Here is a 24,075-nt window from a genome sequence, read left to right on the forward strand (position 1 = left end):
CGCGCGGGACACGGTGCCGGGATGCTCGCGCGACGGATCAGCCGCGGATCGCCGCGGTCTCGCGGGTGAACTGCCGGTGCCCGATCAGCTTGTAGGCCAACCTGGCCGGGGCGGGAACGACCCGCAGGAACCGCTGCCGTTCCGCCTCGTCCGTCTCCTCGGTGATGTGCCCGAGGATGACCAGCCGCCGCGTGAGCGGAATCGCGCTCATGCCGTGCTTGCCGAGCGCGTCCCACTCGCTCTGCGTCAGCGTGACCGAGACGATCGGGAGCAACTGCTGCTCCTCCTCGGCCAGGTGCTCGATCAGCGTCGGCATCGTCGCGTCGATGAGCTCCGCCATCCGCTCGCCGGCCGCCGCGTCCGCGCTCGCCGTCCACGCCGGCAGTTCCGCGCCGAGGGCCGCGACGGCGGCGTCGACCCGTGCGTGCTGCGCGTCCATCCGGTCCATCAGCGCCGGGTCGAGCACGGCCCGCTCGCGCAGCAACGGGAAGAGCAGCTCGTCCTCGCCGGTGTGGTGCGTGTGGAGGAAGTCCAGCATCTCGCGGGCGTGCGCGCCGATGACCTTGGACCGGGCGCGGTCGCCGGCCGCGGAGCGCAGCAACTGGGGGAGTTGGCCGAACTCGCGCCGGATGACGCGGTGGATCAGCACCATCTCGTGGGTGTCGACGCCGGTTCCGGGGCCGGTCACCGTGACCCCTCGGCGGTGGCGGCGGCCTGCACGGCCTCGTGGGCCGTGGTGGCCGGCCGCCCGATCAGCTTCACCAGGTCCTCGCTGGCGGTGAACAGCTCGCCGCGCGCCAGGCCGGCATCGGCGTCGGCGACCGCCGCGGCCATCTCCGGGGGCAGCCCCGCCGAGGTCAGCACGTCGGTGTAGTCGGCGACCGGCATGTCCTGGTAGGCGACGTGCCTGCCGAGGACGTCGCTGATCGTGGCGGCGAGTTCGGTCAGCGTCAGCGGCGTCCCGCCGAGCTCGTAGGTCGCACCGGTGTGCCCCTCCTGCGTCAGCACGGCGACGGCGGCGGCCGCGTAGTCACGCCTTGAGGCCGCGCTGACGAGGCCGTCGTGGGCGCTGCCCAGCAGGGCGTGGTACTGGGTGATCATCGGCAGCTGGTCGGTGTAGTTCTCCAGGTACCAGCCGTTGCGCAGGATGACGAACGGCAGACCGCTCTCCCGCAGGTAGTCCTCGGTGCGGCGGTGCTCGTCGGCGAGCGTCATCCGCGCGGTCGAGGCGTTGACGAGGCTGGTGTACACGACCTTGGACATCCCGGCCCGGGCCGCCGCGTCGATGGCGTTGCGGGCGTTGCCGAACCGCTCGCCGACCGTCGTCGTGGACACCAGCAGCAGCGTGTCGGCGCCGGCGAAGGCCCCGTCGAGGGTGGCCGGGTCGGCGAAGTCCGCGCGCCGCACGGTGACGCCGGCGCGGGCGAGGTCTTGGAGCCTGTCGACGTCGCGGCCGGTGGCCACGATCTGGGCGGGCGGCTCGCCGGCGGCGAGCAGCTGGTCGACGACGAGCCGGCCGAGGTGGCCGGATGCTCCGGTGATGACCGTGGGCATGGTGTTCCCTTCGATGATTTAGTCAGAAATCTTTACTACTGTAGGCACGAGTAGGAGCAGATGACAACCGCGAAGGGTGTGGGGCGGAGGGGGCGTGCGGAGCGCGGCGGTGGCCGCACCGCCCGCGGCCGGGTCGGCGGCGATCCGGCCCGGCGGCGTTGACGTAGGGTTTGCACCGCGTGTGACCAGGCGGGCGACGGAGCCGAGGGCGGCATGGACGACGAGCAGCAGGTGGATCTAGGGGTGTCGTTGTTCATCCCGTACCGGTACACCGAGGACCGGATCTTCCGGGCCATCCAGGACGCCGGTTTCGACGACTGGACCCTCGTCCAGTGCCGGGTCTTCCAGCGCATCGCCCCCGAGGGCTCGCGCCTCACCGACCTCGCTGACCAGGCACAGATGACCAAGCAGAGCGCCGGCGTCCTCGTCGACCAACTCGAGCGCCTGGGCTACGTCCGCCGCGTCCCCGACCCGACGGACGGCCGCGCCCGGCTGATCGTGATCGAGGAGCGCGGACGCGGCGCGGTGGAGGTGGCGAAAGCCACCCTCGACGACATCCTGAGGGAGTGGAAGGAGTACCTGGGCACCCGCAATTTCACCCTCCTCGGCCAGATCCTCGCCCAACTCCGCGAGATCACCGACCCCTACGCGCGCTAGCCCTCGCGGCGCGCAGCCGCCCGGAGTGCGCCGGGCGCCGGACGCGTGCGGCCTTCGCCGCAACGTCTAATTAGTCAGTACCGTTGACTACTACGCCTGCGAGCACGCCACCCGCCGATCCCGACCGCCGCCAGCACGGCCAGCCCGAGGGCGCTGCCGAGCAGGCCGCTCGTCAGGCCGGGCGTGTGGAACGAGCAGGCGAGGCGGGTCGCGCCGGGATCGAGCCGTACGGCGATCAGGCCGCCGAGCGTGCCGGGGGACGTCGCCCGGCCGCCGTCCACCGAGCACTTCCAGCCGTCCACGGCGGGGACGGCGACGACCGCGGTGCCCGCGGCCCCCGGCCGGAAGACGGCCCGCAGCGAGTGGCCGCCGGCCGAGACCCGCAGCGGGCCGCTCGCGCGTAAAGCGGCCACCGCGCGTTCGAGCGCGTGCGGGTCGAGGCAGGCGATGGGGCGGCGGGGCACGTCCTGGGCCAGCCGGGTGCCCAGCGCCAGGTCGAACCGGCCGGCGGCCGGTACGGAGCCCAGGGTCACGATGCCGTTGCGGGTCATGGGCCGGGCGCCGTGCTGGTAGGCCGTCCCGCCGCCGGCGCGCAAGGTGCCGGCGAACCATGGCGTGTACGCCTCCAGCGAGTCGCCGGGGCGGCAGGAGCCGCTCAGTGACGTCCACGCCTTGCCCCTGGCGTTGCCCGGCAGGTGCCAGCCGCCGCGGACGGCGACGGGCCGGGGGCCGCCGGCGTACCGCAGTGCGGGCTGGGTGTAGACGGTGGCGCCGAGCACCCGCTCCTGCCGGGCGAAGACCGAGCTGTCACCGCCCGCGCCGTCGAGCGCCGTGCCGGACCTGCGGGTGACCAGCGGTGGCGCGGGCACCCGGTGCTCCCGGAAGCCCTGGGCGGTGCCGGGCGCGGCGGTGAGGTAACCGCTCACACCCATGATCGCGTGGCCGACCGGATCGGCCAGGCTCAGCACGTGGCGGCCGTGCCAGTACCACCCGGCGCCCAGGTCGCGCAGCGCGCTCGCGGTCTTCTCCGGCACGTAGCTGCTGTAGTAGGCACCGCCCTCACCGCCGAGCAGCAGCGGGTCGTTGTCGGCGAACTCGTGCGGCCCGGGGTCGGTGCGGCCGGCCGGCCAGGAGTCCTGGGCGCGGAGCGTCCGGTGGGCGGCCAGCGACTGGCTGTCGAACGTCCGCTTGGGCTGCCAGAACGCGGTCTGGTCGCGCGAGACGGTGACCGACCAGACGTTGTAGGTCACGCTGAGGAACACCGTGCAGGTGAGCGCGCCGACCACGGCGATCCGCGGCCGCCGGTCGCCGAGCCGCCGGTACAGCACCAGCAGTCCGACCAGGGCCGCGCCGGTGGGCACGATCACCGCCCAGTCGCGGGGCGCGAGGTACGGGGCGCCGGCGGCCAGGGCGCACAGCAGCCCCGTCAGCGCGGCGCCGGCCAGCAGTTGGCCGGCGCTCGGCCGCTGGGACAGCGCCCGCCAGGCGACCACCACCAGCATCGCGGTCATGGCGACGGCGGCCCGGTAGGGGCTGCCGTTGGGCAGCGCCATGCCGTGCCACAGCAGGATGGTCGGCTTCCAGACGTAGGACAGGGCGACGGCCAGGAGCATCGCGAACCAGCCGATCCGCTCCCGGGCCGCCACCTGCCGCATGAACGGCAGGGTGAGGACGAGCAGCAGCGCCAGCAGGCCCGCGCCGATCCGGGGGGCGGCCGGGGTGAAGCCCGCGGGCAGCAGATGGGCGAGATACGTCTGGACGCCGGGCGGCCCGGCGTAGCTGTCGGCGGGCGGCGGCTGGGTCGCCCGGCTGGCCGCGTACGTCACGGTGAGCACCGGCGCGGCCGCCAGCACGCCGGTCGCCGTCATCGACAGGGCGCGCAGCCCGGCGCGGGCCCGGTCCGCGGCCGGGCGGCCGTCGACCAGCAGCCGGACCAGCAGGATCAGGAGCATGCCCAGGGTGGCCATCGCGGCGGTGTAGAAGTCCCCGGCCCAGCTCACGGTGACGAGCAGCGCGCCCGCCGCCCAGCGGCGCCGGTGCAGGCACCAGTCGTAGGCGATGCCGAGCATCGGCAGCGCGACCAGGCACCACATCCACATGACGTCGGAGAAGCCGTCGGAGATCGTCCAGGCGCTCAGCGCGTAGCCGATCGACAGCAGCGCGCGCGGCCAGGGCGAGCCGGGGCCGATCCGGCCGAGGTAGCCGGTCATCAGGGCCGCGCCGAGGCCGATGCTCAGCAGCGTGACCAGGAACACCGGCGCCTGGACGGACGCGCGCGGGAACAGGGCGACCAGCCAGGAGAACGGGCTCATCAGGTAGGTGAAGAAGTCGGCGAGGAACGGGACGCCGTAGCCGCTGCCCCAGTTGAAGAGCAGGTCGCCGCTGGTCTGACCGTGTATCAGGTCCCACAGGTGCGCGTAGAAGGGGACGAACTGGTTGCCGAGGTCGTTGACGGCCCGGGACCGCGGGCCGAACGGGTAGGTGCCGTGCACCGCCAGCGCGAGGCAGTAGGCCGTCATGGCGGCCGCCCCCGCGAACAGCGCGGCCGCCGCCTCCGCCGCGGGCGCGGGTCGGCGACCGGTCTGCGGTCTCCGGACCGGCGCGGCGGTGTCCTGCCGCAGGATCGTCTGCAAGATCAGCACGGTGCGTCCCGCTCACTCGTCGGTCCGTGTCGCCCGCCGATCTGCTACAGCCCTGTAGTAGTACGGCGGGCATAACGTCAGCCACCCTGTCTGAGGAGCGAACCGGCCGCGGGGTTCCCGCCGGGAGGTGGCTTTTTCGGGTGAAAACCAGACGTTCTCAAGGCGGCCGGGCCAGCGCGTGCCCGTGGGGAACCTTCGCTGCGGATGCGACGTCTCGGGAGGTGGGTACGCCGACGAGGGGGCACGAGTGAGCCGTTGGGCAGGTAAGGGGGCCGGTAAGGGGGCCGGGCGGCGATCGTGGGCGGCCGCCGGGGCAACCCTGGCCTTGGCGGGGACGGGGGTCTTGCTCCTGCACCAGCAGGCCGCGCACGCGGCACCGCGCGTCGACGCCGCGCTCGACCGCACCGTTCTTCCCGTGATCGACCGCTACGTGCTGACGGACCCGCACGGTCCGCTCGGAGGCCCCCAGTCGGCCGGGCAGGACCGGGACGCACCGCGCGGATTCTGCACGGAGCGGGTGATCGAGATCCGACCCGCCGGGACGGACCTGCGGGTGGGCCTGGTGGCCTGGTGCGGGCACTTCGTGAGGACCGGCGCCACGCTCACGGAGCTGGACGGGGGAGTGACCGCCGCGGTGCTCACCGTCTCGTCCTCCGCACATCCGGCCCGGGTGACCGGAGCCTCCTGGGAGCCCGACGACGTCCTCTCCACCTGGGCCCCTGCGCACTTCTCTGCCGGAGGCACCACCGAGGTCGAACGGATCCTCGGCAACACCGCCGCGCACCTGACCGACCCCGCGGCCAAGGCGAGCACCGCTTTCGGCCTGCACGCGCCTACCGCTGAGTAGGCCCCGCCCTGCCGCCGGCGCGGTCGGGGCCGCCGGCTCAGTCCTCGGCGTCCGGTCCAGCAGAGGGCTGCCATGGCCGCGAGTTCGGGGTGCGCCGCGATGCGCAGCGGGCGCAGGTGCGTGGTCAGGCTCCCGTGGTGGAGCCCGGGCGGACGATCATCAGGACGGTGACCGTCGCCCACAGCAGGTTGAAGAGGCCGGTGAACATGGCGAGCCGGGCCGCGGTCGGGACGTCGGGGCCGGGGTCGGGGGTCTGTGCGGCGGTGAGGGCGTCCTCCTGGGCGGGCAGGATCAGCAGGCCGAGGATGGCGGCTGCCACGGTGGTCAGGGTGATCGAGGCGATCAGCCATCCGCTGCCCAGGACGTGCAGGCTGCTGGCGGTGGCGAAGCCGAAGAGGGGAACGGCGAGGCCGATGCCGGCGTAGACGCGGCAGATGCGGTGCAGGGTGCGCAGGTTGGCGAGCGCTTCCGCGTCGCCGGTGGTGCTGTGCGCGCGGCGCAGTGTCCTTGGGAACATGCTCGCCGCGACCGTGACCGGTCCGATGGCCAGGAGCGCCGCCAGGACGTGCAGGGACAGGAGGAGTTTCGTCATGCTCAACGGCCCTCGGTCGCCGGCTGGGCCCGGCGTCGGCCGGTGACCTTCGAGGCCGGAAGGCGTCCGGCCTTGGACGTGCCGGCCAGCGTGTCGCCGTCGAGCGTGACCGCGAAGGCCAGGTTGAGGCGCAGGGGCTTGGTGACGGCCTGCTTCCAGGTGAGCCGGTCGCCATCCGAGACGAGGTCGCTGAGCGGGACGCTCTCGCCGGCTCCGCGGGCCGTCCCGGTCAGGCCGCCGTTGTGCCGTGCGAATTCGACGACGGCGTCGATCGTGCCGATCGGGGTGGAGATGGACAGGTCCCAGACGCCTTCTGCGGCCATGGTGTCGTACTTCCTCACGAGTGCGGTGCGGGCGCCGCGCGGGGAGGCGCGGTGCGGTGGTGGGTGGGGGCCGGTGCCCGCGGTCACAGATCGGCGGGGGCTGGGCCCTCGGGGCGCCAGACGGTGCCGCGCCGCTCATGGGCGAAGAGCTCTTCGACGGCGTGGGCGACCTGGGGGCCGACCATGCGCTCCAGCAGGTACAGGCCCAGGTCCAGGCCGGAGGTCACGCCGGCCCCGGTGACGAGGTCGCCGTCGTCGACGACGCGCGCGTGGACCGCGTGGACGCCGGTGGCGTCGAGCATGTCCAGGCCCAGGTGGTGGGTGGTGGCGTGGCGGCCCTCCAGCAGCCCGGCCATGGCCAGGATCAGCGAGCCGCCGCACACCGAGCTCATCGTCACCTCGGGGTTGTCCATCGCCTCCTTCAGCAGCGCGGGCAGTTCGGTCGTCAGGGCGCGGCCCAGCAGGACGGGGACGAATTCGTCCTGCCCCCGTGCCCCGGCCCCCGCGTGGCGGTCCGGGACCTCGCCGGGCTCTCCCGGCCGGGGGACGTCGCCGGGTTCTCCCGCCCCGGGGACCTCGTCGGGCCCACTGACCCGGCCCGAGGCACCGGGGACCAGGATCAGGCCCGCGCGGGCGGGATCCAGGGTGCTCGTGGCGCGCAGGGCCAGGCTCCCTGTGCCGCTGGGCACCTCGCGCGGCCCCTGGGCGGAGACCAGTTCCACGCTCACCGCGCCGCCGGAGGCGGTGCCGCCGGCGTGGAGCACTTCGTAGGGGGCGATGACATCGAGCGGATCGAAGCCGTCGAACAGGACGATCTGGGCATGCACGGAGAGGTTCCTTCGCGTTGTCGTCATCCGGCCCGCGCCGGAGTCGTCGTCGACGCTAACCGGGCCGCGGACCCGCCCCCAAGTGGCAGGAGTGACACGTTCCAACGGAATCTCGCCAGATGAATGCGCAGGCTTCTGAGCTGTACAACCTGCTGAATGAACGGCACCAGGACCATGGCACCTCAGCCGGAGAACAGGTACTTTCCTGCCATGCACACCGTTGCCGTCCTGGCCATGGACCAGGTGATCCCCTTCGATCTGTCGACCCCGATCGAGGTCTTCTCCCGGACCCGCCTGCCGGACGGACGCCCCGGTTACCAGATCCGCGTCTGCGCCGAACGGCCGGAGGTCGACGCCGGCGCCTTCACGTTGCGCGCGCCCTGGGGGCTGGACGCTCTCGCGGCCGCGGACACGATCATCGTTCCCGGCACCGCCGACCCCGCCGCCCCGCTCGCCGACGCCGTCCGCGACGCTCTGCGCTCAGCCGCGGGCAACGGCACGCGCATCGCCTCCATCTGCACCGGCACGTTCCCCCTGGCCGCCACGGGACTCCTGGACGGCCTGCGCGCCACCACCCACTGGTCGGCAGCCGGCCTCCTGGCCGAGGGTCACCCCGACATCGAGGTGGACCCGGACGTCCTGTACGTCGACAACGGCCAGATCCTCACCTCCGCCGGCGCCGCGGCGGGCCTGGACCTGTGCCTGCACATGATCCGCCGCGACTACGGCTCAGCCGTCGCCGCCGACGCCGCCCGGCTGTCCGTCATGCCGCTGGAACGCGAGGGCGGACAGGCCCAGTTCATCGTCCACCCCCACACGCCCGCACCCCGGGGATCGACCCTTGAACCGCTGCTGGCCTGGCTGCAGGACAACCTGAGCTCCGACCTCACCCTCGCCGCCATAGCCGCCCACGCCGGCACCAGCACCCGCACCCTGATCAGGCGCTTCAGCGAACAGACCGGATCCACCCCCCTCCAGTGGCTCCACCGCGCACGCATCCGCCAGGCCCAGCACCTCCTGGAAACCACCCACCACTCCGTCGAACGCATCGGCGCCCAGGTCGGATTCGGCTCCCCCACCGCCTTCCGTGACCGCTTCAAGAAGACCACCGGCGTCAGCCCCCACACCTACCGCCGCTCCTTCAGCTGACGTTCCCTTCTTTGTAAATGCGATCAATATCAGATCAACCAAAGGGGCATAGAGGGCAAAAGCTGCTGACTATGTGCGCGGTTGCACGGCTACACGCGCACTAGGGCCTGGAGTTAGGAGAAACCTCGGACGTCAGACCCCTTGACGGTCTCTGACGTAGGCGAGTTGAATCGCCGCGCACCGCAGGGTCCCCCACGGACTGCGCGCGGTGCTCGCGCTCGGAGCACGCTTCCCCCCACCGCTGCCACGCCTACTCGGCGCTCTGTACCGACGGAGGTACACATGCCCTTTCTCACCACCGTCCGGCGGCGAACATGGCGGACCGCAGCGTGCCTGCTGGTCGTCCTGCTCGCAGCCGTCGCCTCCGCCACGGCGGCGACCACCGCTACTGCCACCGCCACGTCCGCCGGAGCAGCCACGTCTGCCGCCGCAGCACCGCTCCCGTGTGACGTCTACGCGTCCGGCGGCACGCCGTGCGTGGCGGCGTACAGCACGACCCGCGCGCTGTACGCCTCCTACAACGGGCCGCTGTACCAGATCCAGCGGGCCTCCGACAGCAGCCGGCTCAATGTCGGTGTCCAGTCGGCGGGCGGGGTGGTCGGCGCCGCGGCGCAGGTGTCGTTCTGCGCCGGGACGAGCTGCACGATCACCGAGCTGTACGACCAGACGCCCAACGCCAACCACATGCCGATATCGGCGGGCACGTCCTGCTCGGGCTGCTCGCACGGGATCCCGGGTCCGGGACCGAACGGGTCGGACATCGGTGTGAACGCCATGGCACTGCCCGTCACGGTCGGTGGCCAGCCGGCGTACGGGGCGCTGTTCAACGCGCAGGGCATGGGATACCGCATCCAGAACGCCAAGAACGTGCCCACCGGCTCCAAGCCCGAGGGCATCTACATGCTGACGTCGTCCAACATCACCAGTGACGGCTGCTGCTTCGACTTCGGAGCAGGCGAGTCCGACAACACCGACGACGGCAACGCCACCATGAACGCGATCTACTACGGCACCGACTGCTGGACCAAGAACTGCGACGGCCCGGGCCCGTGGGTGGGCGGTGACCTGGAGAACGGCATGTTCTTCAGCGACACCGGCGCCAACCCGTCGAACACCCCCGGCGAGTACGGGTCCTTCCTGTCCGCCTGGGAGAAGAACAACGGCACCACCAACTTCACCCTGAAGTACGGCAACGGGCAGCAGGGAGGGCTCACCCAGTCGTATTCGGGGCCGCTCCCGCCGAACGGCTACAACCCGATGAAGGTGCAGCCCTCCATCGAACTGGGCACCGGCGGCGACAACAGCATCTGGGGCAACGGCGAGTTCTTCGAAGGCGCCGTCACCTCCGGCTACCCCTCCGACGCCACCGAGAACGCGGTGCAGGCCGGCCTGGTCTCGGCCGGATACGGCAACAACACCACCGGGGTCCCGACGACCGCATCGGTGGTCAGCCTGAAGGCACACGCCAACGGGAAGTACGTCGACGCGCCCGGCAACGGCGCCTCCGCGCTCATCGCCGACGCGACCACGATCGGCAAGAACCAGACGTTCGACCTGATCACCAACCCCGACGCCACCGTCAGCTTGCGGGCCCACGCCGACAATCAGTACGTCACCGCCGACAACGCCGGCGCCTCCCCGCTCATCGCGAACCGCACGACGATCGGCCCCTGGGAGACCTTCGACCTGACCCACAACCCCGACGGCAGCGTGAGTCTGCGGGCCCACGCCGACAACGAGTTCGTCACCACAGGCAACGCCGGCACCTCCCCCCTCATCGCCGACAAGACCGCTGTCGGCGCCACGGAGGAGTTCGACCTGGTCCGCGACACCGTTCCCGTCAGCTTCCGTGCCCACGCCAACAGCCAGTACGTCACCGCCGACAACGCCGGCGCCTCCCCGCTCATCGCGAACCGCACGACGATCGGCCCCTGGGAGACCTTCGACCTCGTCGGCAACACCGACGGAAGCGTCAGCCTGCGGGCCCACGCCGACAGCCAGTACGTCACCGCCGACAACGCCGGCGCCTCCCCTCTCATCGCCAACAGGCCAACGGCAGGGCTCTGGGAGAGCTTCGACCTCATCGACAACGCCGACGGCAGCGTCAGCCTGCGCGCCCACGCGAACCGCGACATCGTGACCGCCGACAACGCCGGCGCCTCGCCCCTCATCGCCAACAGGACATCGGTCGCGGCGATCGGCGCGTGGGAGTCCTTCGACCTCATCTACGACTGACCGCCCCCGCCCACCTGGAAGATCGAGGCCAGACTCGTCCTGTACCCTAGGATTTGTGGTGATATTCACCCCGATGGCCGGGTGTCTGGCTGGGGCGTGCTGTGAAGGAGGGGCGGTGTCGAACGCATGGGCAGCGTGTTTGCCGCTCACCGCGCGGGTCCCGGCGCCGTCGGACTGTGGGTTCGGCTGATCCCGTTCGTCGTCCTCGCCGCCGGTGGAGCGATGCTGGCCGTCGTCTCGCCCGGCGACCACTACGGGCTGTTGCTGTCCGTGGTGCCCTTCCTCGCCGCCGCGGTGCACGGCGCGTACCTCACCGCCGCGCTCGGCGGCCTCACCGTGCTCGTGTACACCACGATCACCCTCGCCCGCGACGGCGAGGACGCCGACGTGACGCTGATCAAGGTCGCCTTCCTCGGGGTGGCCTCCGCGACGGCGGTGCTGGTCAGCCTCGCCAGGGTCCGCGAACGGACGCTCAACAAGGTCCAGGACGTGGCGCTCGGGCTGCAACGGGGCCTGATGCCGGAGAGGCTGACGGGAAGTCGGGCGGTCGAGGTGTGTCACCGGTACGCGCCCACCGACAGCGAGGCCGGCGTCGGCGGCGACTGGTGTGACGTCATCCGGCTGTCCGGCGCCCGCGTCGGGCTGACCGTGGGCGACGTGGTCGGACACGGCGTCCACGCGGCGGCCACCATGGGCCGGCTGCGCACAGCGGTACGCACCCTGGCCGACCTGGACCTGCCACCCGACGAGTTGCTGTCCCGGATGGACGACCTGGCGGCGCAGCTGGCCGACGAGGACGAGACCCGCGACCTGGGCGCCACCCTGCTGTACGCGGTGTACGACCCGGTCGCCGGCACCTGCACGCTGGCCAGCGCGGGGCACCCGCCGCCGGGAGTGCTCGAACCCGGCGGTGCCGCCGCCTTCCCCGAGTTGGCCCAGCACCCGCCACTGGGCATCGGCGGCACGCCGTTCGACGCCACCACCCTGGGCCTCGCGGACGGCAGCGTGCTCGCCCTGTTCTCCGACGGCCTCCTCGACCTGCGCCACCGCGCCCCCGACGCCGCCCTCGCCGACGTCGCCGTGGCGCTCCCGCCCGGCTCCCGTCCGCTGCCCGAGATCTGCGACGACGTCTACCGCATCGCCCCCCGGGACGGCGACGACGACGTCACTGTGCTGCTGGCCCGCGTCCACGCGGTCAAGGACGGCGACGTCGCCACCTGGACGTACCCCGCGGACGCCAGGTCCCCCGCCCACGCCAGGGCGGCGGCAAGCCGGCAACTGGCGGCATGGGGGCTGGAAGAGGCGGCCTTCGCCACCGAGCTGATGGTCACCGAACTGGTCACCAACGCCGTACGGCACGCCTCCCCGCCCGTCGTGCTCCGGCTGATCAGGGCCGACTCGTTGATCTGCGAGGTCTCCGACACCAGCAGCACCGCCCCGCACATGCGCCTGCCCCGCCTGCTGGACGAGGGCGGTCGCGGGCTGTACATCGTGGGCCGGCTGGCCCGCCGCTGGGGGACCCGCTACACCGAGACGGGAAAGACGATCTGGGTGGAGCAGCCGTTCCCCCGCGCGGGCTAGTGCCGGGTGGCGTTGGTCCTTGTCGGGTGGCCCGGCGACCCGGCGGCCCGGTGATCGCACGGACCGGAAGTCGGTCCGTGCGACCAGCCCGTTCAGTCAGGAACGATGATCACGGCCCGGTTCGTCAGGCCACCTTGACGCCGGACGCGAGGGTCCAGTTCTGGTTGGCGCCGCCGTTGCAGTTCCACAACTCCAGGCCCGCACCGTTGGGGTTGGTGGTCCCGGTGACGTCGAGGCAGAGCCCGGACTGAACGCCGGTGATCGTGCCGTTGGAGTTGACGTTCCACTGCTGGTTCGTGCCGCCGTTGCAGTCGTAGATCTCCACGTGCGTACCGGCGGTGGTAGCGCCGCCGTGCGCGTCGAAGCACTTGCCCAGCACCTTCAGCGTCTTGCCCGAGGAGCTGTAGGTGATCCTCTGGTTGGCGCCGCCGTTGCAGTCCCACACCTCCAACTGAGTGCCGTTCACCAGAGTGCTGTTCGCGTCGTCGGCGCAGCGGCCGGAGAGGCTACTGGTCAGGTTGCCGCCGACCGGAGTCGCGGAGCCGGACGGGGTGACCTTGAACAACGCGGACTCGTGCGGGGCCAGACTGCGGCTGACGGAGTTGGTGAGCGTCTCGTTCGACTTGCCCCAGAGGTTGCGCACGGTGGCGGAACCGCTGAACCCGAGGTCGGCGAAGTTCGCCGTCACCGTCTCGTTGCCGGCCCGGTCGGAACGGTTGAACAACGCCACCGTGTAGCTGCCGTCCGGGTTCTTCTGCCTCGTGGCCCACACCTGCAGATCGTTGTTGTTGGAGATCTGGCTGGCCACCACGGAGTCGGTCTGGTTGACGTTGGTGACCTCGGCGTTCTTCAGCATGTTGAGGTCGCCGGCGTCCAGGTTGGTCAGGTCGCTCCCCAGCATCATCACCGACCGCGTGATCGCCCACAGAGTGATCACGCTCTGCCGCTCGTTCACGGTCAGGCCGTTGTGGTCGCCGTTGCCGACCTCGATCGAGTCCGGGTCGTTCCAGCCGCCCGGACCGGCGTACTGCCCCCACTGCGCCAGGTTCGCCCACCGCGGCCCGACGTTGCTCCAGGTGGTGAGGGTCGAGCAGTAGCACTCGATGTCGCCGCCCGTCCGCCAGCTGTTGGAGTACTGCTGCCAGGTCTTGATGTTGTTGATGTCCAGGGTGTTCGACAGGCCGAGGTGGATGGTGCGACCGGTCTGGTTCAGCGCCTTCGACCAGGCGATGACGTCGTTCTGGTCACTGGTGTGCACGCCGTCGATCTTGATGTAGTCGACCCCGTAGGAGGCGAACAGGTTCGCCCACGAGTTCACGAACGCCTGTGCCGCGGTGGGGTTCTTGTTGTAGTCGATGAAGTACATGACATTGCCGAACCCGCCGTAGTTCGACTCGAAGGTCGACGTGCTCGAGACGATGTCCCGCGCGTGGTACGACGTGCCCTCGATCGGGGTGTTCTGGTCGTACGCCGCCTTCGGGATGCCCGGCGTCACATACATGCCGAACTTCTCACCCAGGCCGTGGACGAAGTCACCCAGGTTCTTCATCCCGTCCGGGAACTTGCCGTTGTCCACGACCCAGCGACCGTACTGATCGACCGTGGTGCCGGGGTTCTTGATGTAGTAGTCGTCCAGGTTGATGTACTTGTAACCCGCGGACATCAGGCCCGAGTCGTGCATCGCCTGAGCCTGAGCCTTGATCTTGGCCTCGGTCGGACTGCTCCTGACCGAGCTCCAGCTGCTCCACCCCATCGGCGGCGTCCGCGACGCCCCGTTGTCCTGGGCTTGCGCGGGCGTCAAGCCCGTCAGGGTGGATGCGAACAGCGACGACACCAGGGCAACCGTCGCGACCAGCGCGCGTTTGTACATGACTCTCCTTCGAGTCGGTTCACTCCACGGCGGGGTTTCAGACCGTTCCGTATTGAGCCCTAGTGTTCGATCGAGTGTCAATACATCCACCAAAGTCGACTCGATCAGACAGATTCGATCACTTCCGGACTGCTGCGGCAGCCGACAACTCCCTTTGGCGAACGGGAAGTCCTCCGCCATGTTGGCGGGGTGGCGAAGCGACAGCGGCAGAAGTCAGGTTCGCGGGTGCGGCGGTGACGGCGGACCAGGCCGAGGCAGTGCCCGCCCGCTTGGTCGTCGGGGGTGCCATCAGGGTGGATGCCGAGCGTGGCCCGGTCGTAGTGGCGATCGCCCTTGAGGCCGTGGTCGTAGCCGGTGCGCATGCGCATCCGGTTCCGCTTCGGGACGCGGGCAGCGAGCTGGGTGACGGTCAGGCGGCCGATGGCGGTGCCCACGCGGTAATCGAAGCGGACGGCCAGGACGTGGCCGAGGCCGAGCGTCCGTGCGATGCACCGAAGGCCACGGCGTCCGTCGACCTCGTCGCCAGCCGGCCACCGAGCCGGTACGTCCAGGGCGCGGACGCGCTGGAGCACGGCGCCGGCCGGCCGTGGCCGACTGGGCTGCTCGCAAGGTGGGCTTCATGCTTTCCCCCGGCTCTCAGAGTCAGTTCGTGAGGGCGCTTTCTCGCGAGACGTCGGCTCCTCCGGCGTACCGCTGCTTGGAGACGAACGCGGTCGTGGTCGTGCCCGGCCCGTTGACGTTGACGGGTGACCGGTACGAATGGCTGCTGGCGCCGGCCGGGGAACTCAGCGCGTCGCCGCTCGCCACGGTCGCGCTCGCGGTCATGCTCTCCGCTTCCGCCGAACTCCTCGCGCGGGCCGCGCGCTTCGGGGAGGGAGCGCAATGCCGGATGAAGCGAATCATCCCGATGACCCTCTCTGCTGCTGGGCGCCGCTGGGCAGCGCCGAATGGTACGCGGCCCGCGATGCCGCCACCGCCCTGCGGGACGTACTGACCTCGGCCGGGCTGGAACGCGAATTCCCGTTCCTGCGGGCCGACCTGAACGCGTTCGGCCACGGGAACGCTGTCGCTGGGCGTGCCGTATGTCCGGGGCTGGTCCGATGGCAAGCGTGGCGCTGACGCCTTGGCTGAGCAACTGCGTTCGGCTGGCCTGACGGCGGAGTTCGGCGGGCTGAAGGCCGACGTGAACGTCATCGGCGAGGGGGTGGTCAGCCTGGGGTCGATCCGACCGGAGGTCGCCGCTGGCCTGGCCGGCTTGCTGGGAGCTGGGTTGGTCATGGAGATGCTGGCTCAGTGGGATTCGGCCGAGCAGACCGATCTGGCAGGGGCCGATCCGTCCGCCGAATAGTCGCGACGCAATGAGTTCACCACCACCACTCGAAGGATTAGCGCATGCGCTCAGACGCGCAGGCCATTCAGGTTGCGACTGGTTCACCGAGGGGCGACGCCTTGTGGCGCCGATCGTTGGGCTTGCTGTACTTCGTTGCTGTACCGCACAAGGTCGGAAGACGAGTGCGGTGCCCCTGCGGTGACCTCGTACGGCGCTTTGCAGGGCCTATGGGGCGTCCCGGCCCGCTTGTTCCCCGTGGTCTCCCCTGTTAGCCCGTCAGACGGGCACGTGACGGGTACGGAGTGTTTCCTCTAATTGGTCTGCGACTCAACTCGGTTGACCAGGGTGGCTGTACTTGCTCTCCTGCAATGCTGGAAGTAGGGGGAGATGTGGCAGAACTGCCGGAGAGTGAAGATCGTGACATCCTGGAGGGTCGCACCATCCTCGCAGTGAGCACGATTCGTGAGTCGCGAGGATGCTCACTCCGCGAGGCAGTTGATCTCTACGCTCAGCGCTACGCGGAGCTTCATCCTGAGCCGGACGGAGCGTCCGAGGACCCCCTGGACCCCAGGTGCTCCGGTTCGACCCGGACGGCCGCTTGGTCGTGTTCGATGGCCAGGGGCGATCAGAAGCCGAAGTAGTGACGCGGGGGCCCGCTGACCTGGGACCACCTAAGTGATCAACGCTGTGACCAGCGGCCGAGCCGTCAACGGTCGTCAGCGTTGGTCGCTGTTGTGTGCCCTCGCGCGGCACAGCGGCGGCCCAAGCGGTGGTGTCCTCAGAATTTGTCCATACCCGACCTATGGGCAGTGGCGTTCCAGCCGGTTCGGAATAGTTCCAAGCACAGTTCTTGAATTTGAGCTGCCGTTTCCTCCATTTCGCTAACCGTAATTGCCGTACCGGACATCCCAATGGTTTTCTTAACTGGCTTCATTGCCTGTATTTCGCCATCTTCTTGATGGAAGAAAATGGAATGAACAACTTGATTGCGCTTGTTCTTTAGATCTCTCGCAAGGTCGAGGCACTTATTCACTTCGGCGGCTTCATCCTTAGGGATGGCCTGCATTCTAAGCGCGAGTCGGCACAGGTCGATGAGCCGGTCCGTGCTCTCCGCGTTCGCATGAGCCAGGAGTGTCGGCTCGTGTGCCAATGAGCCGAGCAGGGTACGCAGATGATTGTCTAGCATCCCGCCGGCCAAGGTGATCGAGCCGACCGCTTCCAGGAACGGGTTTCGTTCCCTGCTTGCTTCCTCAAGTGTCATGGGCGCATGGTACTCAGTTTGCACCTCGGTCTCCCGTCGATTCTCTGCCCACGCCACGGTGAGTTAGGTCGGCGGGGCGGATTTGGGCGGGAGCTGCCATGGGGCGAGAGATCGGGACCAGTAAGCTTTCCGTAACTCGGGCAGTCCCTGGAGCTGCCCGCAATAGCCCGATGTGGGCCCCGATTTTCGAGGCTCGCCCCATGGTGGCTGCCTATAGCCGTGGGGCCGACCGGCCCCAGCCTCGGCTGGTGCTGACCTCATGCCTTGGGCCTCCCGCGCGCGACGCGGCCGGACCCCGGACGCGCGGCCGGCGCAGCGGTAGCGAAGCCGGTGCCTTGAAGACGTAGAGATAGTTTGAGCCGGGGCAGTTGTTGGTTAGAGGGGGTAGGCGAGTTCGAGGTCGTCGCCGGGGAGTTGGAACTCCTCCAGGGCGAGGGGCTTGTCGTGTTCGTCGGGGTGACGCGGGGGATGGTCAGGACCGGGACGCCTTCGGGGAGGCGGAGGGCTTGGGCCTGGTCGGGGTGGGGCATCCGGGGGCGGCTCCTCCTCGTACTTGGTGCCGACCAGGATGGAGAACGGCACCAAGGTGCTGTGGAGCTGGCGCAGATGGCCGGGATCGGCAAGGGGTCTGCTTGGATACGAGTATGGACAACGGCGGTCACCAGGCATCGGGTCTCTCCAAGAGCGCCTGGAGCGACGCCGACTTCGAGGAGATGGGCTGGCACGACGCCACCATCCATGGCCTGTCCGTGCAGGCGAGCCAGGGAATTATGCCGCGGCTTGTCCTTGACCTCGACTACATCGTCCGCTGGGTCCACCCGGTCCCACCTGCGACGCGCTTCTCCTTCTGGGTGTCCCCGGCAACGCTCGTCTTCGAAGATGTCTGGGACCTTGAAGGGGACCTTGACTTCAAGGGCACGATTCCGGACCTGGATATCGACGGCTTGTACCGCCTCGTGCCTGATGACGGCCGTCAAGACCTGCCGCTCTGGCATATCGAGGGCCATGCGTTCGAACTGAAGTTCCGGGCGTCCGGATACCGCCAGTACTTCCGGCAGGCTCCGACACTCGTCTCTCGACAGGCGCTGCCATACACAGAGCGTGGGGGTTGCGCCTTCACAGAGGTCGGCTTCACCTGACCGCTGACGCTCCGGATCCTCGACCGACGGGAAGCAACAACGGACTCTCAAGATGGCACTGATCACCTCTCAAACGCGGTCTGAGAGGTGATCGTGAGCCCCGGAGCGATCCGGGGCTCTCTCGCGTGGCTAGATGAGGCGCGCGGTGTTATCGCGAGGAATGTTGGCCTGGCCGGTGATGGGGCTCAGCCGTACCAGGTGATGTGGCAGATGTAGACGCAGTCGTGGCGCGGTACGGGCAGGAAGCTGATGAAGCCGCGGCCGTTGAGGATATCGAACTCGCGGAGGCCGCCCTCACGGTCGAAGGGGCGGCCGACTTTTGTCGAATCGGGGCCGATCGCGGCGAGTTCAGTGGCCAGGCGCTCCACCTCGGCGACGACTCCCGGTGGGAGTCCGGCGGTCAGGTATTCGGCGCTTGGGTTGTAGTCCCACGTCCACTCGCTCACAGGTCGGTCTCCGCCTCCGCGGTGTCCCGGATGCGACGGATTTCGGTGATCGCGTCCGATGGCTCGTGTTCGCCTGCGTCGATGAGCCGTTCCAGTTCGTGGAGCCGGGCGGCGCGCGCCGGGTGGCGTTCGATTGCGACGAAGACGGCCCAGGAGTGAACGAAGGCGCGCAGCGGAGCCAGGCTCTGTGTCTGCTGGGCGTTGGTCGTGGCTTCGAACAGATGCTGCGTGAGGCCGGGGATCTTGCTCGGGGCGATCTTGGCAACAGCGGCCCGGAGAGCGTCGGGGGTGAGTTCCGGCATGGGGATCAGTGGTCCGTACGGGCCATCGGGCTGCGCACTCACGGCGTCCTCCGCGACTGATATGAAGAACCCCTGATCGGCGTTCTGCCAATCAGGGGGGACTTCTGGCACCTCTTCGAGGTGCCCCCGGCAGGATTCGAACCTGCGCACACGGCTCCGGAGGCCAGGGGGACCGTTGCTCTTTCCGGGACGCTGACCTGCGCGGGTGGGGTCGTCGGCGGGTCGCGTTGGGAAGATCATTACGTCCCTACGACGTAGACGGCCTGCCGGGCCGGGGGAGCGGGCCGTATCGTCGGTGGCATGGTGTCTGACGCCCTCGGGGACAGCGAAGCGATTGATGGCACTGCCGGACCGCTCGTCCCAATGCCGGAGCTGACGCCGGAAGCTCTGCGGGTTGCCGTGGAGACGATCGCCCCGCACAGGGTGCCGTCCCTCACCGCGCACCTCTTCGAGGCCGCGACCAATGCCCAGCAGACACAGAGCCTTGGGCCGCTGCGTGCCTTCGTCCACTCCTGGGCCGTCTTCGTGGCGATCAACCGGCATCCCGTCCGGGCTGCGCGGTTTCGCGAGCTGGAACAGATAGTCGATACCGCTGAGGGTGACCCCTTGGCCGCGGTTGACGAGATCGGCCGCATTCGTAGGACGGCAGAGTTGGAGGTCGGTCTGTGAACGCCGAATCGACGGGCCTAACGGCGGAGACGGCCGCTGCCGTGCTGCGCGAGGCGTGCGCATCGGCCGGCCTGGATTCGTCGGGCGCCCAGTTGCTGAGGCTCGGCTCCAACGCGGTCTACGACTTGGCTGACCGGCGGGTGATCGTGCGGATCGCGGCGGACCCGGGCACGTTGCCGGAGATGGAACGTGCGGTGCGAGTGGCCCGGTGGCTAGGGGAGGAGCGGTTTCCGGCGAATCGCGTGCTGCCTGGCGTGGTACAGCCGGTGGTTGTCGGCGGGCGGGTGGTGACGTTCTGGGAGAGCGTCCAGGACGCGGAGGAGTTCGCGACCGTCAGCGAGCTGGCCGACCTGCTCAAGCGGTTGCACTGGTTGGAGGAGCCGGAGTCGTTGGGGCTGCCGTATTTCGACCCGTTCGCCAAGGTGCGGCGGTCGCTCACCGGTCTCAGCGCAGCCGACGCGGAAGACGTGGCGTTCCTTACCGAGCGCGCCGATCAGTTGGAGAAAGAATACGACCGGCTCGACTTCGTGCTGCCGTTCGGACTGATCCACGGTGACGCGAACATCGGCAACATCCTCCGCAACCGCTCCGGCGAGGCGGTACTGATCGACCTGGACGGATTCACCCTCGCGCCGCGTGAGTGGGACCTGATCCTCACCGCGATCTACTACGACCGGTATGGCTGGCACTCCCGCGAGCAGTACGAATCGTTCGTCCATCACTATGGCTTCGATCTCATGAACTGGCCCGGCTACCCGGTCCTGGCGGACGTCCGTGAGCTGATGATGACGCTGTGGATGGGCGGCAAGGCGGCCACGGAAGCGAAGGCCGCGGAGGAGTTCGCCCGCCGCGTCGAATCAATCCGCTCAGGCGGCGACCGGCGTCATTGGCGACCCTTCTGACTACGCGCTTCTACGCGTTCAACCCTGCGTGCCCGCTGCGATCCACAGCCGGTGTTCGGCTGCCTGCTCGCCCAACTCCCGCACGGCCGTGGACTTCGCGTGTGGTGCGAGCGCGGTACGGAACTCGCTGAGGTAGCTGACGCAACGCGCGGACCGCAACTGCTCGCCCAAGTCGAGCGCGTCAAGAGCGATCCGGCACGCCTCGTCCAAGTCGCCGGCTCGCCGATGAGCGTCCGCGAGAACCATCGTTGCGAAGAAGTCGGAGCGGACGTGGCTGCCGCTCATCGCGTTGCGGGCGTGCTCGACGGCCTGGCGGGCGCTGTTGATGTCGCGGAAGCAGTGTGCGGACTCGGCGGCGAGTTCGGCCTCGTCGAAGTAGGTGATCCACTCGGGCTCGTCGCTCTCGTTGCGTCGGTCGAGGAAGCGGGCGGATTCGGCGAGGGCCTGCTCGCACGCGCGCCGGTCCCCGGTACGAGCCAGCGCGCGCGCCTCCATCGCGTGGAACTGGGCCATGAGCGTCGGAGTCGCCACGCCGGAGATGCCCATACGTGCTGCCCGCGCCAGCGTCGCGGCCTGCGTGAAGTGACCGAGGAACGTGGCCTGGTGGCTCATCGCCGACAGGATGCTGCCCGCGAGCCGGCGGTCTCCTCCGTCCTGGGCGAAGCGGAGAGCTTGGAGGTAATACCGCTGAGCGAGGCCGTGTTGACACGCGTCGTACGACATCCACGCCGCTAGGAGCGTGACCTCGGCGACAGTCGAGAACAGGGCACGGCCCACGTTGTCCGCGTACCGGCCACGGAGGAGCGGGGCCACATCGCGGCTGAGATACTGGATCACGGAGTGCCGGGCGTGCTCGCCGCCGAACTGGTCGTCCAACCTGGCGAACATCTCGCTGGTGGACCTGACCATTGCCACATCGGTGAGGCTGACGCGGGTTCCGGTTCGGGTGTTCTCGGAGAGCGCGGCGGGTTCCGGAGCGACAAGCCACCGCAACGAGGCGTCGCTCCAAGCCGGTTCGGAGGGCTCCGAACCGACCAACGGCTCGTAGCCGTGCAGGTCGGCTCGCCACAGGTGGTCAACCGCCCCGATCGCGGCCTCGGGAGAAGGCGGATAGCGCACCTCCAGCAGCGAAGCGTCCTGCCCCGTGCGCGGCGGCAGGCCCAACTCCGCCGGGCCAAGATCCAGCGCACCGGACAGCAGAGCGCCGTAGAAGTCATCGGGCACGCTGTGCCCGTTCTCCCAACTGGCGATCCTCCGCTTCACGCTGGCATCTGTCGGGAGGGATTGGCCGCCGACGTGGGCATGGCGCCGTAGCTCGCTGACCAACCTGGTCTGACCCCATCCCCGCTGCTGCCGGGCCGACTTGATCCGTAAGCCGATTCCCTCGGGAGCGCCCGCCATGGTGCACCCTCCCCGCCCTGCCTCGCACGTAGCCGAATCACCACGGTACGTGTCCAGCGCGTCCGATCAAGCCCAAATACGGGACTGGGGGAGTCCGCGGGAGATGACAGGGGATGACGCGCGGGGGGCTGGCTCGTCATCCCCCGTCACCGGTCGTCATCTGCCCAGATCAAGCGTGCCGCCACAAGCTGGAACGGCGGCGGACGAGTAGATCCGCTGCCCGGATAGACGGAAAGGGCGGACATGCAACGGGTCTTGAGATCGGGCGTCCAGTGGCTCACACGCGCCGCCGAGGACGGGGAGACGTGCCGGACGACCTGGCAACAGGATCCGCGGTCTCCGTACCCGCTTCCGATCGGACCGCGCTTCGAGCTGCTGGCCGTTGACCAGGAACTCGCACTGGAGACGTTCGACCAACTCCGGCGCCGTCACATGCCGACGGGGCCGGTGCTCGCCGATTGGGCGGCTCGCAAGGTGGGGTTCATGCTTCCCCCTGGCTCTCAGGGTCAGTTCGTCAGGGCGCTTGCTCGCGAGACGTCGGCTCCTCCGGCATACCGCTACTTGGAGACGAACGCGGTCGTGGTCGTGCCCGGCCCGTTGACGTTGACGGGCGACCGGTACGAATGGCTGCTCGCGCCGGCCGGAGAACTCAGCGCCTCGCCGCTCGCCACGGTCGCGCTCGCAGTCATGCTCTCCGCTTCCGCCGAACTCCTCGCGCGGGCGGCGCGCTTCGGGGAGGGGGAGCGCAATGCCGGATGAAGCGAATCATTCCGATGACCCTCTCTGCTGCTGGGCGCCGCTGGACAGCGCCGAATGGTACGCGGCCCGCGATGCGGCCATCGCCCTGCGGGACGTGCTGACCTCGGCGGGGCTGGAACGCGAATTCCCTTTCCTGCGGGCCGACTTGAACGCATTCGGCCACGGGCTCATCGAACTCGGCCGCGTCTCGCCGGAGACGGCGCAACGACTCGCCGACCTTCTGAGCCTCGGTCTTGCAGCTGTTCAGGACCCGCAGGCAATCGAAGGGGAGCAGCCGACATGACGGACCCGCGCGGAGTGTGTGCCAAGCGTGCGGAAACGCTGACGCCGGGCGTCCCTTACATACGCGGCTGGTCCGACGGCAAGCGTGGCGCCGACGCCTTGGCCGAACAACTGCGTTCGGCCGGCCTGACGGCGGAGTTCGGCGGGCTGAAGGCCGACGTGAACGTCATCGGCCAAGGGGTGGTCAGCCTGGGGTCGATCCGACCGGAGGTTGCCGCCCGGCTGGCCGGGTTGCTGGGAGCCGGGTTGGTCATGGAGATGCTGGCTCAGTGGGATTCGGCCGAGCAGACCGATTCGGCAGGAGCCGATCCGTCCGCCGATTAGTCGCGATGCAAATGAGTCCACCACCATCACTCGAAGGATTAGCGCATGCGCTCAGACGCGCAGGTAAGCGACGGGCATCCCCGCGAGGCGAGCGATTCGACCGTCACCGTTCCCTACATTGCTCCCTGGACCGCTGAACGTCGCCGGCCCGATCCCGTGATCTCCTTGAGCGGTCTGCGGGGCATCGGCTACGTGGACGAGGTGCCGCACGATCGGGACAGTCATGGAGTGCTGTGGATCCGCAGTGCACTCGCTCCGGGTAGGGGACGTCCCCGATTCGGAGCGGTCCACCCGGCCCGCCAGCGCCGTGCCATGCGCCGACTGCTCTGCCAGGTCTGCGCCGGCCCGGCCGACCGGAACGAACAGGGCGTGCTTTGGCTCCTGGGAGAGGGTGAGGGCGACTGGCCGGGTTGGCCAGAAGGGATGGCCGCTTCGCATCCCCCGGTCTGCCTGCGCTGCGCCGCAGCATCCACCAACTTGTGCCCGCACCTGCGCCGCAGCTACGTGGCCGTACGGGTGCGAGAGCCGGAGGTAAGCGGCGTCCTCGGCATCGTTCACCGCCTCGGCCCGCGCGGCCCGGTGCGACTGACCGACGACCTCGTCAAGTACGGCGACGCGCGGATCCCCTGGGTGCTCGCGTCGCAGCAGTTGATGCTGCTGAAGGGCTGCTCGTTCACCGACCTGGAGGCAGAACTCTCGGCAGAGGGCCTCCTCCCGCCCGGCGCCGCTCCCTCCGCGTAGCCCACGCCCACATCTGGCCCGCAGGGCCCAGCCGCTCCGGGCGGGACCGGCGCCCCAGCGCCGCAGCCCAGCCCGGAAGCGGCTGGTCGTGCAATGCCATACGGGCGGTGATGAGGGGAGGGTGTGACGACCGCTCTCCGAGACGATTGTGAAAACCTTCGTGGCAGCGTTGTTGCGACGGGTTCGAATCTCACACCCTCGTGGTGGTGGCTCGGAGCCGGTCCTGACTGCCGCTAGGACCG

Annotated in this window: 27 protein-coding genes; 14 read left to right on the forward strand and 13 right to left on the reverse strand. The window is 69.5% G+C overall.

Annotated elements, in window-relative coordinates:
- Positions 1–37 precede the first annotated feature (37 nt).
- Both ACQPW6_RS28175 and ACQPW6_RS28180 read right to left on the reverse strand, forming a co-directional pair.
- Positions 38–688, reverse strand: a complete 651-nt coding sequence (locus ACQPW6_RS28175; protein ID WP_433892490.1) for a hemerythrin domain-containing protein — start codon at positions 686–688, stop codon at positions 38–40.
- Entirely contained in the window at positions 685–1,554 is an 870-nt protein-coding gene (locus ACQPW6_RS28180; RefSeq protein ID WP_433892491.1) for an SDR family oxidoreductase, read from the reverse strand. Before ACQPW6_RS28180 ends, ACQPW6_RS28175 begins: the two co-directional genes overlap by 4 nt.
- Before the next feature lie 213 nt (positions 1,555–1,767).
- Here ACQPW6_RS28180 and ACQPW6_RS28185 point away from each other — a divergent pair, with 213 nt between their 5' ends.
- A complete protein-coding gene (locus ACQPW6_RS28185) occupies positions 1,768–2,211 on the forward strand; it encodes a MarR family winged helix-turn-helix transcriptional regulator (RefSeq protein WP_433892492.1) in 444 nt (147 codons plus the stop codon).
- A gap of 74 nt (positions 2,212–2,285) precedes the next feature.
- On the opposite strand, the gene ACQPW6_RS28190 is transcribed toward ACQPW6_RS28185, so the two are convergent.
- Positions 2,286–4,853, reverse strand: coding sequence for a YfhO family protein (locus ACQPW6_RS28190; protein ID WP_433892493.1), 2,568 nt, complete (start codon positions 4,851–4,853; stop codon positions 2,286–2,288).
- Positions 4,854–5,196: 343 nt separating this feature from the next.
- Between ACQPW6_RS28190 and ACQPW6_RS28195 the strand changes: the two genes are divergently transcribed.
- Positions 5,197–5,700, forward strand: coding sequence for a hypothetical protein (locus ACQPW6_RS28195; protein WP_433892494.1), 504 nt, complete (start codon positions 5,197–5,199; stop codon positions 5,698–5,700).
- Positions 5,701–5,824: 124 nt separating this feature from the next.
- Here the strand turns inward: ACQPW6_RS28195 and ACQPW6_RS28200 are convergent, their stop codons facing one another.
- The 3 genes from ACQPW6_RS28200 to ACQPW6_RS28210 form a co-directional block, all read right to left on the reverse strand.
- Positions 5,825–6,292: a DUF2269 family protein gene (locus ACQPW6_RS28200; RefSeq protein WP_433892495.1), complete on the reverse strand. Its 468-nt coding sequence runs from the start codon at positions 6,290–6,292 to the stop codon at positions 5,825–5,827.
- Between the two features lie 2 nt (positions 6,293–6,294).
- Positions 6,295–6,615, reverse strand: coding sequence for a hypothetical protein (locus ACQPW6_RS28205; RefSeq protein WP_433892496.1), 321 nt, complete (start codon positions 6,613–6,615; stop codon positions 6,295–6,297).
- An 83-nt stretch (positions 6,616–6,698) separates the two neighbouring features.
- Positions 6,699–7,442 (reverse strand): DJ-1/PfpI family protein, encoded by a 744-nt coding sequence (locus ACQPW6_RS28210; protein WP_433892497.1) that lies wholly within the window; start codon positions 7,440–7,442, stop codon positions 6,699–6,701.
- Positions 7,443–7,652: 210 nt separating this feature from the next.
- Between ACQPW6_RS28210 and ACQPW6_RS28215 the strand changes: the two genes are divergently transcribed.
- From ACQPW6_RS28215 to ACQPW6_RS28225, 3 genes are all read left to right on the forward strand, one after another.
- Complete coding sequence (locus tag ACQPW6_RS28215; protein ID WP_433892498.1) at positions 7,653–8,591, forward strand: GlxA family transcriptional regulator; 939 nt, start codon at positions 7,653–7,655, stop codon at positions 8,589–8,591.
- A gap of 282 nt (positions 8,592–8,873) precedes the next feature.
- The gene (locus tag ACQPW6_RS28220) at positions 8,874–10,826 is read left to right on the forward strand and encodes an arabinofuranosidase catalytic domain-containing protein (protein WP_433892499.1); all 1,953 of its coding nucleotides are present in this window, start codon (positions 8,874–8,876) and stop codon (positions 10,824–10,826) included.
- Positions 10,827–10,952: 126 nt separating this feature from the next.
- Positions 10,953–12,407 carry an ATP-binding SpoIIE family protein phosphatase gene (locus ACQPW6_RS28225; RefSeq protein ID WP_433892500.1) on the forward strand — a complete coding sequence of 485 codons (1,455 nt, stop codon included), beginning with the start codon at positions 10,953–10,955 and terminating at the stop codon, positions 12,405–12,407.
- A 124-nt stretch (positions 12,408–12,531) separates the two neighbouring features.
- Here ACQPW6_RS28225 and ACQPW6_RS28230 read toward each other — a convergent pair whose 3' ends face one another.
- From ACQPW6_RS28230 to ACQPW6_RS28240, 3 genes are all read right to left on the reverse strand, one after another.
- Positions 12,532–14,277 (reverse strand): glycoside hydrolase family 27 protein, encoded by a 1,746-nt coding sequence (locus tag ACQPW6_RS28230; RefSeq protein ID WP_433892501.1) that lies wholly within the window; start codon positions 14,275–14,277, stop codon positions 12,532–12,534.
- A 104-nt stretch (positions 14,278–14,381) separates the two neighbouring features.
- The gene (locus ACQPW6_RS28235; RefSeq protein ID WP_433892502.1) at positions 14,382–14,711 is read right to left on the reverse strand and encodes a hypothetical protein; all 330 of its coding nucleotides are present in this window, start codon (positions 14,709–14,711) and stop codon (positions 14,382–14,384) included.
- A gap of 208 nt (positions 14,712–14,919) precedes the next feature.
- Positions 14,920–15,102 carry a hypothetical protein gene (locus tag ACQPW6_RS28240; RefSeq protein WP_433892503.1) on the reverse strand — a complete coding sequence of 61 codons (183 nt, stop codon included), beginning with the start codon at positions 15,100–15,102 and terminating at the stop codon, positions 14,920–14,922.
- A gap of 57 nt (positions 15,103–15,159) precedes the next feature.
- Between ACQPW6_RS28240 and ACQPW6_RS28245 the strand changes: the two genes are divergently transcribed.
- Complete coding sequence (locus ACQPW6_RS28245; protein ID WP_433892504.1) at positions 15,160–15,396, forward strand: hypothetical protein; 237 nt, start codon at positions 15,160–15,162, stop codon at positions 15,394–15,396.
- A gap of 4 nt (positions 15,397–15,400) precedes the next feature.
- Complete coding sequence (locus tag ACQPW6_RS28250) at positions 15,401–15,625, forward strand: hypothetical protein (RefSeq protein ID WP_433892505.1); 225 nt, start codon at positions 15,401–15,403, stop codon at positions 15,623–15,625.
- Between the two features lie 760 nt (positions 15,626–16,385).
- Here ACQPW6_RS28250 and ACQPW6_RS28255 read toward each other — a convergent pair.
- Positions 16,386–16,868: a hypothetical protein gene (locus tag ACQPW6_RS28255; RefSeq protein WP_433892506.1), complete on the reverse strand. Its 483-nt coding sequence runs from the start codon at positions 16,866–16,868 to the stop codon at positions 16,386–16,388.
- Positions 16,869–17,512: 644 nt separating this feature from the next.
- Here ACQPW6_RS28255 and ACQPW6_RS28260 point away from each other — a divergent pair.
- Positions 17,513–18,007: a hypothetical protein gene (locus ACQPW6_RS28260; protein ID WP_433892507.1), complete on the forward strand. Its 495-nt coding sequence runs from the start codon at positions 17,513–17,515 to the stop codon at positions 18,005–18,007.
- A gap of 185 nt (positions 18,008–18,192) precedes the next feature.
- Here ACQPW6_RS28260 and ACQPW6_RS28265 read toward each other — a convergent pair whose 3' ends face one another.
- Both ACQPW6_RS28265 and ACQPW6_RS28270 read right to left on the reverse strand, forming a co-directional pair.
- The gene (locus ACQPW6_RS28265; protein WP_433892508.1) at positions 18,193–18,453 is read right to left on the reverse strand and encodes a hypothetical protein; all 261 of its coding nucleotides are present in this window, start codon (positions 18,451–18,453) and stop codon (positions 18,193–18,195) included.
- Positions 18,450–18,755, reverse strand: a complete 306-nt coding sequence (locus ACQPW6_RS28270) for a DUF6247 family protein (protein WP_433892509.1) — start codon at positions 18,753–18,755, stop codon at positions 18,450–18,452. The genes ACQPW6_RS28265 and ACQPW6_RS28270 overlap by 4 nt, the downstream gene beginning before the upstream one ends.
- A 300-nt stretch (positions 18,756–19,055) precedes the next feature.
- Between ACQPW6_RS28270 and ACQPW6_RS28275 the strand changes: the two genes are divergently transcribed.
- Positions 19,056–19,424: a hypothetical protein gene (locus ACQPW6_RS28275; RefSeq protein ID WP_433892510.1), complete on the forward strand. Its 369-nt coding sequence runs from the start codon at positions 19,056–19,058 to the stop codon at positions 19,422–19,424.
- Entirely contained in the window at positions 19,421–20,326 is a 906-nt protein-coding gene (locus ACQPW6_RS28280) for a phosphotransferase family protein (RefSeq protein WP_433892511.1), read from the forward strand. Before ACQPW6_RS28275 ends, ACQPW6_RS28280 begins: the two co-directional genes overlap by 4 nt.
- 18 nt (positions 20,327–20,344) lie before the next feature.
- On the opposite strand, the gene ACQPW6_RS28285 is transcribed toward ACQPW6_RS28280, so the two are convergent.
- Entirely contained in the window at positions 20,345–21,589 is a 1,245-nt protein-coding gene (locus tag ACQPW6_RS28285) for a hypothetical protein (protein WP_433892512.1), read from the reverse strand.
- A 381-nt stretch (positions 21,590–21,970) separates the two neighbouring features.
- On the opposite strand from ACQPW6_RS28285, the gene ACQPW6_RS28290 reads away from it, so the two are divergent.
- The 4 genes from ACQPW6_RS28290 to ACQPW6_RS28305 all read left to right on the forward strand — a co-directional run bounded on the left by ACQPW6_RS28290 (position 21,971) and on the right by ACQPW6_RS28305 (position 23,833).
- A complete protein-coding gene (locus ACQPW6_RS28290) occupies positions 21,971–22,486 on the forward strand; it encodes a bifunctional DNA primase/polymerase (protein WP_433892513.1) in 516 nt (171 codons plus the stop codon).
- On the forward strand, positions 22,476–22,769 hold the full coding sequence (locus ACQPW6_RS28295) for a hypothetical protein (RefSeq protein ID WP_433892514.1): 294 nt from the start codon (positions 22,476–22,478) through the stop codon (positions 22,767–22,769). Before ACQPW6_RS28290 ends, ACQPW6_RS28295 begins: the two co-directional genes overlap by 11 nt.
- Complete coding sequence (locus ACQPW6_RS28300; protein WP_433892515.1) at positions 22,766–23,092, forward strand: hypothetical protein; 327 nt, start codon at positions 22,766–22,768, stop codon at positions 23,090–23,092. Before ACQPW6_RS28295 ends, ACQPW6_RS28300 begins: the two co-directional genes overlap by 4 nt.
- Positions 23,093–23,515: 423 nt before the next feature.
- Positions 23,516–23,833, forward strand: coding sequence for a hypothetical protein (locus ACQPW6_RS28305; RefSeq protein WP_433892516.1), 318 nt, complete (start codon positions 23,516–23,518; stop codon positions 23,831–23,833).
- Positions 23,834–24,075 lie beyond the last annotated feature (242 nt).

The organism is Streptomyces sp. CA-111067, assembly GCF_050956065.1.
GTDB lineage: Bacteria > Actinomycetota > Actinomycetes > Streptomycetales > Streptomycetaceae > Actinacidiphila.